We start from the raw sequence: 12,229 nt of genomic DNA, 5'->3' as shown, positions 1-12,229 counted from the left end.
ATGAAAACAATAATATTACTCGTTAGCCAGTTACTTTTTGTCAGCTTGTCTGTTAACGCAGCCACGGTGCAGTCAGGAAAAGTCGTGACCGTTGCGCATCACCAATCAACCCAATTGATGATATCCGGCCAAGCGAAGAAAGTGACGTTAGGGGATCCAGAAGTCTTGGATATCTTAGTGCTCAGATCGAACGAGCTGTTTCTTATTGGTAAGAAGTTAGGTACCACGAATGTGTCGGTGTGGGATCGCCGAGGCCGGTTAATTGAGCAGTTTAACGTGGAAGTCACGCATGATCTAAACACGCTTAAGTCGAAGCTTTATCAGTTCTTGCCGGATGAAAATATCGAAGTGCACAGTGCGCAAGAAAAAGTGGTACTTAGAGGCTTGGTCAGCAGTCAGCAAAACATGGACACTGCGGTCAAAATTGCTGAAACCTTCGCTTTGGGTGAAGCGGCAGATGAAGAAGATGAAAGCTCTAAAGATGATGACAGCATGGTGATCAATCTACTTTCTATTGGCGGGGCTCAACAGGTGACACTAGAAGTGACCGTTGCCGAAGTGCAACGCACACTAGTAAGACGCTTTGACTCAAACTTCCACTTTTTCCAAAGAAGTGGAGACTTTACCTGGGGTGGTACGACTGCTGGTGGCGGTATTGATGGCATTGGACCGATTTTGAACGTCCCAACAGTCGAAGATTTCGGTTTTCTTGGGTCGTTTATCGACAGCAATACCTTGTTCACCTTCGCACTTGATGTGGCGAAACAAAATGGTGTGGCGAAAGTGTTGGCAGAGCCTAGCCTTACCGCATTAAGTGGTACGCAAGCCGAGTTTGTCGCTGGTGGTGAATTCCCAATTCCAGTGCCAAATGAAGATGGTATTACCATCGATTATAAAGAGTACGGTGTTCAACTCGACTTCGTTCCGTTTATTTTGAGTGATAAGAGAATCAACCTCAAATTGAACGTCAATGTGAGTGAAATCTCCAACTCAGGTGTGCTGACGTTTAATCCAAACGAAGTGAATGCCACGTTCTTTATTCCGCCAATCACTAAACGAAGTGCTGGCACCACGATTGAGCTGGCTGATGGCCAAACCATTGGTATTGCAGGCTTATTGAGTGAAAACGCACGTAATGTCGCGGATGGCATACCTGGTGCGAGTGATCTACCTGTGTTAGGCCGCTTGTTTAAGAGTGAAGAATTTACCTCTGGGGAAACAGAACTTGTCATTCTGGTCACCCCTCGATTAGCAACCCCAATCGATCGACGTCGAATCACACTGCCAACGGATGGCTTTGTGGCTCCGAACGATGTGGAGTTCTATTTGCTTGGTAAAGGTGCTGAGTTGGATTTTGATAGATACCAGCTAAACGACATCAGCGAAGAAGATACTAACAACAACTTTATTCAATACGGTTCGTCAGAAGGTGGCTCTGAGGGCAAGTTTGGGCACAGTCTATAAGTGGGAGAGCAAGATGAAAAGCATAATGATAATGACCATTTGTTTCACATCATTCGGCTTGTTTGGCTGTGCGAATGACCCCGAGCTTGGTATCTCGGTTAGCCAGTTGCGCGCTGAACAAACTCTTAATCCAGAAGCGTGGTATGAGAATTTGGGTTATTTACCGGAAGGTAGTGGTGAGCGTACACAAGTTAGCTTAGAGGTATATAACAACAACGGGGTAGCCAAAGAAAAATAAGTGATTTGTTCACTTATAGGAGGGGCTATGCGAATGAAAATGCAAACAGCAACAAGGCGAACCCAGAAAGGGATCACATTGGTGCTTATAAGTTTAGTTCTGTTGATTTTGCTGGGCGTTGCTGCGTTCGGTATTGATTTAAACCATCAGATCTTAAATAAAACAAGGTTACAGAACTCTGTGGATGCAGCGGCATTGGCAGCTGCTGTTGTTGCTGATGAGACTAGCAATGTTAGCGAGGCAGAAACGGCTGCCAAAACATATCTTGCTGGGTTTTCGACTAGTTCAGGTAATAGTGAGTTAACTTTTACTGACGAGAACACTTCTGTGAGGTTTTCGATGGACATGAGTCCAGAGTCATTTGTTAAGGCGGGGGATTTTAATCCACCAATATCAGGTGAATATGACATTTATGTCCGAGTGGAAGTTTCAAATTTGGAACTTGGACGATTTCTAAGTGCCATTTTTGGTATAGACAAGCAAGTATCTGCAAGTGCGGTAGCAGGACGAAGTGCAGGAATAAACTACACATGTAACATTTCACCGATAGCAATGTGTGCGGATACTTCTTCACCAGAAACAACCTGGGGGTATGTTCCGCAACCAGGATATAACCCATCAGTTGATCGCGTCTCTAGCACTCTGTATCAACTAAAACCGGCGGATCACCAGAGTGGTGGTATTGGACCTGGAAACTTCCATCTTTTAGATCTTGGGGTTTCTGGTAAGAACGCTATTCGGGATGCATTTGCAGGAGCAACAAATAATTGCATAACGGTTGGAGGAACTATTGATACAGAAACAGGTAAAGGGACAGGACCAGTTGCTCAAGGGATCAATACTCGTTTTGGTCAATTTAATGGGCCAACCCAAGAAGGGGGGGCAGTAAAAAGTGATAAGTATACAGAAGAACCTTCGCCCTTGCTTGATAGCGAGACCTATAAAAATAGCAATTTTTACTACGCCGATTATGTATCAGCTTTAGCGAACTGTAGCTCTGGTGGTACCTGTAATAACGCATACTACGATGAGGATGGCTCTAGCGGTAGAAGAATCTTAAGAATTCCAATCATTAATTGTGATGAGACTACTGGTGGTAAACAAACAGTTCAAGTCCTTGGTCTAGGTTGCTTTTTTCTCCTTCAAGAGGTTAAGCAAAAAGGGAATGAGTCAGAGATTTTTGGGCAGTTTTTAGAAGACTGCGTCATTAATAATGGTTCAACTGGTACCGATCCTTCAGACAAAGGTCTATATAAGATCCAGCTTTATAAAGACCCTTTTAGTGGGGCTTCTTAATATGTTGTATTTAAAAGGAAGAAATAAACTAATAACAGGTCGGCATCAAGACGGACTTGCCATTATCGAGTTCATACTTGTGTTACCGGTATTATTGATGCTTACCGTATTAGTTATCGATGTGAGTCGAGCATTTATCCAGTATACCGAGGTTAATAAAGCGCTTCAAAATGGAGCTCGATACGCAGTGGTTGATACTTACGGTACCTTAGACTTTGACGCTATTGCTGATGAAAACAACATCAAAAATGTCGTGGTATATGGAACACCTACCGCTTCATCAAATCCAGTTATCGATTATATTGATGTTGGAGATATTGTTATCACCCGACCAACAGCAACGAATAAAATCGTTACTTTATCAGCTACTTATAATTATGTGCCGATATTTTCTACACTACCTTTCTCGAATGCTTCCTTGCAATTTAGCATCGGAGCTTCTGCATCAATGAGGACAGGCCCATGAAACGTTTAATATGTAAACAGAGAGGGGTGACTCAACTTGAATTCTCGCTGATAGCTTTAGCAGTCATATTAGTTTTGTTCTTGATAATTGAATTTGCAATCTACTTTTTTTCAGTACAGATGGTTAACGAAGTAACGCGAAGAGCTGCGAGGCTTGCTACCGTGTGCTATATCGCTGATAGAGACGATATTCCTAATTTACCAGCTGTATCAGATCTCTATCCATCTGGTTTTTCTGCAAGTAACTTGCAAATTGATTATTTGGATGAGAACGGTGCTGCTGTCAATGTTTCAGGCTTTTTATCTACACCACCAGCAGATCAAGCAACCTTAAATTCTCAGTTTGTTCAGATAAAATATGTTCGAGCAAGAGCGGTAAATTATACTTTTCAGTTTTTTGTTTTAGCTGCTTTAATTAATGCAGTAGGGAGTACTCCAGCTTTTGAAACTATATTGCCTGCAGAGAGCTTAGGAATACTTAGGCCTGAAGGGACCAATGTCATTACGGATTGCTAATGGAGTAGCTTTATGTTGAAACCAGTCAAAATGGATAATGAAACGCATAAAAGTTTAAAAACAAACTTGATTGTTTGGATAGTTTATTCTACGTCAAATTTTAAAATTCACATTGCTGATGAATTATCAAGGTGTGTCAATCTAAATATTGATTGGATAGAGCTAGGTTCCTTTAACTTGGACTTTGTAAAAAATAAGCAAATTCCCGATCTTATTTATATTGAAACAGGAGAAAGTTGGGCGCAGAAAGTGGCTCATGTGTACTCTAGTGACAGTAGCTTACAGCATAATCACACCGCTTTGATTGTCTTTGGTGATGAAAACGATACTGCATCTCTCAAAATGGCGTTGAGGCTTGGCGCAACAGATTATTTGTCGCGTTCTGTTGATCTTGATGAACTATATCCACTATTAAAATCGACGGCGGACGAAAAGATTGCCAATAAACAAATGGGCGATTTAACTTTATTTATCAATACAAAAGGTGGTTCGGGTGCAACAACACTGGCGATCAACACCGCGATAGAACTGTCAAGTTACGCGAAGAGTAAAGTATTGCTCATTGACTTAGATATGCAGTTTAGTGATGCGGCCGATTATTTAAACTGTAAGCCAAAATACAATATTAATGATGTGATTGATTCTGTTAATGATTTGGATGAGTTATCACTAGAAGGTCTCGTATATCAACATCCTTCAGGTTTGAATTATTTATGTTTTAACCAAAATGATCCTAAAGGTAACTACAAACATGCAGTTCAAGTCAGTAAGTTATTACCTATTCTGAGACAGTTTTACTCACATATTATTGTGGATTTGTCTCATGGTGTTGAGCATGTTTATCAACAAATTGTTTCTCCGGCTACGCATATCTTTTTAATTATGCAGCAGAATGTTACTTCGGTTAAGCATGCTGTCAGCTACATACGTTCTTTAGAATTAGACTATGGTTTAAGTAGTCATCAGGTTGAACTGATTGTTAATCGTTTTGAAAAGAAATCAACAATATCTTTGAAAGACATTGAAAATGCAGTTAGTGGACATGCGATACATTTAGTACCTAATAATTTTGCTATTGCTATCGAGAGCGCTAATTTGGGTAACCCAATTGTTCAATCTAAGAAAAATAGTGCGCTGAAAGCTTCTTTGGCTGAAATATCGCACTTATTAGAAAGTCCGACCAAAGAGAATCAAAGTTGGATCAAAAAACTATTTTCTTAGTAAGGGGGAGTTATGTTTTTCAAACGGAAAGGCGTCGGGAGTTCTTTCAATTCCGTAGATGAAACAAAAGAATCCAAAGTTGTGAATGTCGAGTTGGCAAAATCTGACGAAGATACGTCAGATGAGCAAAGGGCTTTATCGCCTGTTGAAGCCAAGATGAAAGCGATCGAGGAGCAGAAAAAACAGCTAGAACAAGATCTCTCGATCAAACACTACTATCACAAAAAGCTACTGGATACCTTGGATCTCGGGCTTTTATCGCACTTGCAAGAAGATCGCGCGAAAGAGGAGTTACGCGAAGCGGTCGTTCAGCTCATTGCTGAAGATCAAACACACCCGTTGAGCTCTGAAGCTCGCAATCGCGTGATACATCAAATTGAAGATGAAGTGTTTGGTCTAGGGCCGCTGGAACCGCTGCTTGAAGACCCAACGATTTCAGATATCTTGGTCAATGGTCCGAAAAATATCTTTGTCGAACGTTTTGGTAAGCTCGAGAAAACGCCACATACCTTCTTAGATGAGCGCCATCTGCGCAACATCATTGATCGCATTGTTAGCCAGGTTGGACGAAGAATCGATGAAGCATCACCAATGGTGGATGCTCGACTCAAAGACGGTTCGCGTTTCAATGCGATTATTCCTCCTCTTGCCATTGATGGCCCTTCCGTTTCTATTCGACGTTTTGCGGTTGAACGTTTGAATATGGATAACCTATTAGAGCTTGGTTCGTTATCTCCAGAGATGGCGAAGTTTCTCAATGCTGCGGTCGTGGGGGAAATGAATATCCTGATATCTGGTGGTACAGGCTCTGGTAAAACAACCACGCTGAATATTTTGTCGGGCTTCATTCCAAGTGATCAACGTATTGTGACCATTGAGGATTCGGCAGAGTTACAACTCCAACAACCACATATTATTCGCTTAGAAACACGTCCTTCTAACATCGAGGGTAAAGGCGAAATATCTCAGCGCGATTTAGTGAAAAACTCGCTACGTATGCGTCCTGACCGGATAGTTGTTGGTGAGGTTCGTGGCTCAGAAGCGGTGGATATGTTATCGGCAATGAACACGGGTCATGATGGGTCGCTGGCCACCATTCACGCGAACACACCAAGGGATGCGTTGAGCCGTATTGAGAATATGTTCTCGATGGCGGGTTGGAATGTGTCGACCAAAAACTTGAGAGCGCAGATTGCCTCCGCCATCAATATTGTCGTGCAAATGGATCGCCAAGAAGACGGTAAACGCCGCATGGTCAGCGTACAAGAAATCAATGGCATGGAAGGCGACGTTATCACCATGTCGGAGATCTTCACCTTCCAAAGAAGAGGGGTCGATCAAGAAGGCAATGTGTTAGGTGATTACATGGCAACAGGGATTGTACCAAGCTGTCATGACCAATTAGTAAAACGAGGCTTAGACGTACCATTTGAAATATTCAATGAAAAAGCCCGTTAGGAGATTGCTATGGATAGTCAATTCCCCCTTTTTCTTGTGCTGCTTTTTTTGTCCGTATTCTTTATTAGCCAGGCGTTAATTTTGCCTTCTGCGGGTAAAAAGGTTAAGCATAAGCAGTTAATTAAGCGGATACACGAAAGCCATAAACACATCGATCAAGAGAGTATTTCCCTACTAAGGGAAAACTCGCTCAAAAACCTTTCTCCATTAGAGCGATGGCTTGTGAGGTTCAGCCTATTCGATAACTTTAAGAAGAAATTGGAATTGGCTGGGATACACATGGGGTTCAGTCGGTTTATTTTTCTCACCTTCCTCGGCGGGGTTGCGGTTGGGCTATTTCTGTTCTTATTCGGGCAAGTTTGGTACCTCTGTGCCGGTGTTGCGGTCGCTTGTTGGGTGTCGGTTTACTTCTACCTACAGAAAAGAATTGCCGATCGTTTAATGAAGTTCGAAGAGCAACTACCAGAGGCGCTCGATATCATTAAGCGAGTACTACAGGCCGGTCAGCCAATTACACAAGCGTTTGGGGAAGTAGGCAGAGAGGTCAGTGCGCCGCTTGGCCCTGAGTTCATGAATACCTTTAACTTACTCAACTATGGTTATGACCTCCGCTTGGCGATTATGCAAATGTCAGAAAGAACCCCTACGGTATCCATGCTTGCTTTCTCGAGTGCGGTGTTACTGCAAAAAGAAACGGGTGGTAACTTAGTCGAAAACATTGAAAAGCTCTCTCATATCCTACGTGCTCGTTTCAAACTCGCTCGAAAAATCAAAACCATTTCTGCGGAATCTCGAATGTCGGCATGGGTATTAGTATTGGCGCCTTTTGGGTTGTACGTCATTATTTCACTCGTTCGGCCTGAGTATATTGAGCTGCTTCATACGCACCCAATGGGGATCAAAATGGTGATTGGTGGGATGGTGGCCTTATTTATCGGCACGCTGTGGATTCGTAAAATCGTCAATATTGAGGTGTAGCTATGGAAAGCATTCAAGGATGGTTAAACGGTTTTGCTGTCGGCCAAGAGACGTTACTCATGGGGTTGATCCTCATCACCACCGTGTTAGTGGTGATGACGCTGGGCTCGATAATTATCGGGGTCAACTCGCCAATTAAAAGAAAGTTAGCCGAACTGTCTGGTGATAAAAAGGAAGTCTCTCACCACAACAAAAAAATGGCTGACACATTGGAGTCGTTAGCGCCTTTAACTTCGCCAACCAGTGAAAAAGAGCGCCAAACGACACGCAATAAACTGATGCATGCTGGTTTTCATGAAAGCAATGCATTGTCGATGTTTTATGCAATTAAATCGGTCACAACAATACTAGGTGTGATGGTGGCGGCACTGGTGTATTTCTCGATTCCGGAATCTAAATATCTGTACACCTACATGGCGTTATCCGTATTTATTGGGCTTCTGATTCCTGATTTTATTTTGCGCCGAATGGTCAACAAGCGTCAGCAAGCGATTCGTGCAGGTGTGCCCGACATGCTCGATTTGCTGGTGGTTTGTACCGAGTCAGGGCTTGGCTTTAATGCGGCTTTGCGTCGCGTTGCAGACGAGCTGGTTATATCTCACCCAGAGCTTGCCGATGAAATCGACACGGTGTGCAACAAAATTAAAGCGGGTAAACCAATGCCTGAAGCCTTAAGAGAGCTAGTATTAAGGACAGGGTTAGAAGAATTGATGGGGCTGGTGAGCATGCTTAGCCACGCCTCTCGAATAGGTGGGAGCTTAGTCAACTCCTTGCGTGAGTATACCGAAGACTATAGGGATAAGCGTCAACAAGCAGCAGAAGAAATTGCTGCAAAAATCCCAGTCAAAATGATGTTTCCAATGGTGCTGTTTATTTGGCCATGTTTTTTCATCGTGGCTATTGGACCTGCGTTAATTTCATTGGCTGAGGCATTTTCTAATTAAAAAGCAAAATAGGGATCGTTATGTGGATTAAGAAATACGTCATCATCTCGTTGTTGGTGCTTACCGCATGTTCAACAACTGAACAGTCATCAGACTTCGATTCAACGCTGTACTCAGGTAAGCCCGTTGAGTCACTCACCAATGATGAACCTCCAAAAACAGAGGAGGAGGCAATCTCTCGAGGGGATATTGCATTAAGCAATAAAAATGTCGACTTAGCGTTGTATGAATACATTCGCTCGCTCTCTTTCCCGAATGCGGTCCATAAAGACAAAACCTTATACACCGTGGGGCGTATCCATTTGGCAAGAGAGAATTCAGAACTTGCGGATAAATCATTTCGAGCATCTTTAGCAGAGAACCCTGATCACATTGGTTCCCTCACAGAACTTGGCACTCTGTATACGAAACGTGGCGAAAAGGACGTCGGGAAGAGTTACTACATACGCGCTTTGAATGCTGACCAAATTCGCATGGATGGCGATCCGATTATCACTAAAGACAACATTACTGCAGAGAGCGTTGCAACATATCGCTATGATGATAAATCACCGGTTTCTGCTTACTCTGGTCTAGGTGTACTTTACGACATTCGTGGCGACCACGATATTGCGCAGGCATTGATTCGAAAAGCGTTGGATATTGATTCAAGAAACGTCAATGCTTTAGTCAGCCTAGGCTATTCCTACTACATGGAAAAAGCTTATTCAAAAGCGGCGCACTTTACTCAAGCTGCGCTGAGCATTAAGCCGGGGGATGAAAAGGGAATCAATAACTTGGGTCTCATTGCACTGGCAAAAGATCAACCACGACAAGCTCTGAGTATTTTTAGTCGACACATGACAGAGCCGGAAGCACTCAACAATGTTGGTTACTTCTTGATCCTTCAAGGCAAACCAGGCGAGGCGATTCCTTATCTACAACAGGCTATTGATAAGAACCCTGCCTACTATGAACTGGCAAATAAAAACTTAGAGCGAGCATTAGCAATGGTCAGAGAGCGAGGGGATACCTCTACCGCGCTTCTCCAATAACTTCACAGTCTATTTAAAAAGAAAGCCACTCAGCAAGATAGAGTGGCTTTTCATTTTTGGGGACTTTTTCATTTTTGGGGACTTTTTCATTTATGGAGAGTAGTCCGTTGCAAAGGTGTTTGTTCAAGTAGCCGTTCATTCGCTTCTTTCAGGGTAAGAAGCATAGCGCCGCAAAGCCCAACCAACTATCTTCCATAACATCACCGTTAAGAGTGTTGCGAGGTAACCATCAATAGCATAATGCCAGGCTAAATGTACCGAACCGATTTGAATGATGACGGCGAAAGCGTAAGCAAAGTAGCCGATGGTTTTGTTGAGTCTATAAATTGATAGCGCCATCAAAACAGCAATGGAAACGTGCAAACTCGGCATTGCCGAAATGCCAGAGCCAATACCATTGGCATTCGCGATGTACTCATCCCAAAGATATTGCTGTGTAGGCAATGCCCACAATTGCCCAGCGTCCACATTGGTAAGATATTGGCTTTGGGCTTCGAGCGTTTTCATCAGAGGAGCAAACTGTTCATCTCCAGTGATAAGCTCCACGTAGCAAGGACCTGCTGAAGAGAGTAACGTGGCGAAGAAGACACCAAGAATCATCCAAGAGAATGCGAACGTGAGTAAAAATTGTTGCCTTACCAACGGGTATTTTTTGTAGATAAGGAAAAAGATGAGTATCCCCCACATACAAAAAAACCATGCGTTGTAGGCAACGTTTAGCGCCAGTGAGGACCAAGCATTGGAGAATAATGCATGGGTCAATTCCCAAGGTGCAACGCCGAAGTGCAACAGCGTATCAATATTCGCAAAGGTTAGATCCCATTTAAAAGGATTTATGATTGGAATAAGCGATTTCAAAAACGTGTGGTTAGAGAAAATCAGGTTAAGTGCCATCATCGAAACAAACACTGATACAGGGCGGTGCAGTGGAAAAATAAGATGTTTCAGTTTTCGTATGAAGCGCTTTGCTGGCTGTTTTTCTTTGCGCAGTATGAGATAGAAATAATAATAGATACACCAGCTTAAACCTGTGACATACAAAGCTTGCATGAGCGTTTCAAGGTAAGTGGTAAAAGAGTAATCAATAGGGAAATCGAGATATAAAGAACAAAGATAAATGACAGCAGTCGAGATAAAGCAATAGGTGTAGAAAATCTTATCGATCAATAACTCGTTCTTCACAGACTGGAGCCAAGTCGCTGCTTTTTGCTGCCAACTTACGTTGATCTGGTAATTGTTGTCTTGTTCCATCGACGATCCATCATCTCTATCCTTCCAATATCATTAAGCTTAGTTGAGAAAACGGGCACTCGTATTTGAGTACCCGTGGTTTATCTGGATTCAATAGTTGGCGTATCAGCAGGCTACATCATGCCCGTGACAAGGCCTGCCACCACAAAAAACACGATCATCCACAGCACCGAAAGGTTGAGCTTTTTGTGTAGATAGAAACCCGCAATCACTAACGCCATGTCGATGGGAGCAACAACTGCGCTGCTAAATACTGGCTGGTAAAGTGCCGCGAGTAGCAACCCTACAACTGAGGCATTTACACCGTTGATGGCGCCGGAGACCAGCGGTTTGCCTGCCAGTGCTTGCCAGTTTTTAAGAACGCCAAGCAGTAAAAGAAACCCTGGGAGGAATACGCCAAGCGTTGCGATCAGCGCACCTAAAATTGGCGTATCCGAAAGCTCATAACCGATAAAAGTCGCAAAGGTGAACATTGGCCCCGGTACAGCTTGTGCAGCGGCGTAGCCTGTTAAAAATGCATCTTGGCTGAGCTGGTCGCCAACAATGTTTTGCAGAAGCGGCAGCACTACATGACCACCACCAAACACTAAGCTACCAGCTTGGAAAAAATCACTAAACAGTCCAAGCAAAGGTAACGTATGAGCCACTAACGGTAAGCCGAGTAAAAGCACCGCAAATAGAGCCAATGGCGCGATAGACGGTTTAAACGGCTCGGTTGATAGCGCGGAGTCTTTCTTCAGATATCGCATGCCGACAAAACCTGCTGCGAGCAACACGAACATTTGCGTCATGATGCTTGGTGCCACCAGCAACGCAATCGCAGTCGCGACGCACAAACCCGCGGTCAGTTTGCTTTGGCAGAAGTTTTTGTACATGCCCCAAGTCGCATCCGCCACGACGACGACTGCGAGCAGTTTTAGGCCGTGAACGATGTTTTGGAACACTGCTGTGTCGGTGATTTGGCTGCTCACCATCGCCAGCGCCAACATGATGATCACCGAAGGAAGCGTGAATCCGACAAATGCTGCGCATGCGCCACCTAAACCGCCGCGTTTATAACCCAATGCAAAGCCGACTTGGCTTGAGCCGGGTCCCGGCAAAAACTGACTGAGCGCGACAATTTGCGCGTACTCGCTGTCATCAAGCCATTTCAGTTTCTCAACAAAGGTTTGGCGAAAATAACCAATATGAGCCGCCGGGCCGCCGAAGCTGAACCAACCCAGCCAGAAAAAAGTTTTGAAGATGGTGAACATGTCGAGCCTGTTTATCTAAAAAGCATTGTTGCTAATTTATCGGATGCTCTAAAATGACTCAAATTGATAAATTTAATTTCATTTATGAATGAGATGGGATGAAGGTGTTGA

General features: G+C 43.6%; 12 protein-coding genes. 10 read left to right on the top strand and 2 right to left on the bottom strand.

The window, feature by feature from the left end; translation table 11 throughout:
* From J8Z23_RS12615 to J8Z23_RS12570, 10 genes are read left to right on the top strand one after another with little or no spacing between them, the layout of a single operon-like run.
* Positions 1-1,464 (top strand): type II and III secretion system protein family protein, encoded by a 1,464-nt coding sequence (locus J8Z23_RS12615; protein ID WP_395189431.1) that lies wholly within the window; start codon positions 1-3, stop codon positions 1,462-1,464.
* Positions 1,465-1,477: 13 nt separating this feature from the next.
* A complete protein-coding gene (locus tag J8Z23_RS12610) occupies positions 1,478-1,702 on the top strand; it encodes a hypothetical protein (RefSeq protein WP_182019903.1) in 225 nt (74 codons plus the stop codon).
* 27 nt (positions 1,703-1,729) lie between these two features.
* Entirely contained in the window at positions 1,730-2,998 is a 1,269-nt protein-coding gene (locus J8Z23_RS12605; protein WP_257887774.1) for a pilus assembly protein TadG-related protein, read from the top strand.
* 1 nt (position 2,999) lies between these two features.
* The gene (locus J8Z23_RS12600; RefSeq protein ID WP_222712291.1) at positions 3,000-3,464 is read left to right on the top strand and encodes a TadE/TadG family type IV pilus assembly protein; all 465 of its coding nucleotides are present in this window, start codon (positions 3,000-3,002) and stop codon (positions 3,462-3,464) included.
* On the top strand, positions 3,461-3,979 hold the full coding sequence (locus J8Z23_RS12595) for a TadE/TadG family type IV pilus assembly protein (RefSeq protein ID WP_258614074.1): 519 nt from the start codon (positions 3,461-3,463) through the stop codon (positions 3,977-3,979). The genes J8Z23_RS12600 and J8Z23_RS12595 overlap by 4 nt, the downstream gene beginning before the upstream one ends.
* A 12-nt stretch (positions 3,980-3,991) precedes the next feature.
* Positions 3,992-5,200 (top strand): AAA family ATPase, encoded by a 1,209-nt coding sequence (locus J8Z23_RS12590; RefSeq protein ID WP_257887772.1) that lies wholly within the window; start codon positions 3,992-3,994, stop codon positions 5,198-5,200.
* Positions 5,201-5,212: 12 nt separating this feature from the next.
* Positions 5,213-6,658: a CpaF family protein gene (locus tag J8Z23_RS12585; protein ID WP_006742393.1), complete on the top strand. Its 1,446-nt coding sequence runs from the start codon at positions 5,213-5,215 to the stop codon at positions 6,656-6,658.
* 9 nt (positions 6,659-6,667) lie between these two features.
* On the top strand, positions 6,668-7,636 hold the full coding sequence (locus tag J8Z23_RS12580) for a type II secretion system F family protein (RefSeq protein ID WP_006742394.1): 969 nt from the start codon (positions 6,668-6,670) through the stop codon (positions 7,634-7,636).
* Between the two features lie 2 nt (positions 7,637-7,638).
* Positions 7,639-8,580: a type II secretion system F family protein gene (locus J8Z23_RS12575; RefSeq protein ID WP_047008928.1), complete on the top strand. Its 942-nt coding sequence runs from the start codon at positions 7,639-7,641 to the stop codon at positions 8,578-8,580.
* A 20-nt stretch (positions 8,581-8,600) separates the two neighbouring features.
* Entirely contained in the window at positions 8,601-9,614 is a 1,014-nt protein-coding gene (locus tag J8Z23_RS12570) for a tetratricopeptide repeat protein (RefSeq protein WP_006742396.1), read from the top strand.
* A 135-nt stretch (positions 9,615-9,749) separates the two neighbouring features.
* On the opposite strand, the gene J8Z23_RS12565 is transcribed toward J8Z23_RS12570, so the two are convergent.
* Positions 9,750-10,865 carry a phosphatase PAP2 family protein gene (locus J8Z23_RS12565; protein ID WP_434633760.1) on the bottom strand — a complete coding sequence of 372 codons (1,116 nt, stop codon included), beginning with the start codon at positions 10,863-10,865 and terminating at the stop codon, positions 9,750-9,752.
* Between the two features lie 113 nt (positions 10,866-10,978).
* Positions 10,979-12,118: a chromate efflux transporter gene (chrA, locus tag J8Z23_RS12560; RefSeq protein WP_301659765.1), complete on the bottom strand. Its 1,140-nt coding sequence runs from the start codon at positions 12,116-12,118 to the stop codon at positions 10,979-10,981.
* Between the last annotated feature and the right edge of the window lie 111 nt (positions 12,119-12,229).

The sequence above is a fragment of the Vibrio sp. SCSIO 43086 genome, assembly GCF_051132235.1.
GTDB classification, from domain to species: Bacteria; Pseudomonadota; Gammaproteobacteria; order Enterobacterales; family Vibrionaceae; genus Vibrio; species Vibrio diabolicus.
This window is presented reverse-complemented; position numbering and strand designations above follow the sequence as displayed.

Excerpts from the sequence above, each read along its gene's own strand:
- J8Z23_RS12615 (WP_395189431.1), top strand. The coding sequence starts at position 1 with ATGAAAACAATAATATTACTCGTTAGCCAGTTACTTTTTGTCAGCTTG.
- J8Z23_RS12610 (WP_182019903.1), top strand. The coding sequence starts at position 1,478 with ATGAAAAGCATAATGATAATGACCATTTGTTTCACATCATTCGGCTTG.
- J8Z23_RS12605 (WP_257887774.1), top strand. The coding sequence starts at position 1,730 with ATGCGAATGAAAATGCAAACAGCAACAAGGCGAACCCAGAAAGGGATC.
- J8Z23_RS12600 (WP_222712291.1), top strand. The coding sequence starts at position 3,000 with ATGTTGTATTTAAAAGGAAGAAATAAACTAATAACAGGTCGGCATCAA.
- J8Z23_RS12595 (WP_258614074.1), top strand. The coding sequence starts at position 3,461 with ATGAAACGTTTAATATGTAAACAGAGAGGGGTGACTCAACTTGAATTC.
- J8Z23_RS12590 (WP_257887772.1), top strand. The coding sequence starts at position 3,992 with ATGTTGAAACCAGTCAAAATGGATAATGAAACGCATAAAAGTTTAAAA.
- J8Z23_RS12585 (WP_006742393.1), top strand. The coding sequence starts at position 5,213 with ATGTTTTTCAAACGGAAAGGCGTCGGGAGTTCTTTCAATTCCGTAGAT.
- J8Z23_RS12580 (WP_006742394.1), top strand. The coding sequence starts at position 6,668 with ATGGATAGTCAATTCCCCCTTTTTCTTGTGCTGCTTTTTTTGTCCGTA.
- J8Z23_RS12575 (WP_047008928.1), top strand. The coding sequence starts at position 7,639 with ATGGAAAGCATTCAAGGATGGTTAAACGGTTTTGCTGTCGGCCAAGAG.
- J8Z23_RS12570 (WP_006742396.1), top strand. The coding sequence starts at position 8,601 with ATGTGGATTAAGAAATACGTCATCATCTCGTTGTTGGTGCTTACCGCA.
- J8Z23_RS12565 (WP_434633760.1), bottom strand. The coding sequence starts at position 10,865 with ATGGAACAAGACAACAATTACCAGATCAACGTAAGTTGGCAGCAAAAA.
- chrA (WP_301659765.1), bottom strand. The coding sequence starts at position 12,118 with ATGTTCACCATCTTCAAAACTTTTTTCTGGCTGGGTTGGTTCAGCTTC.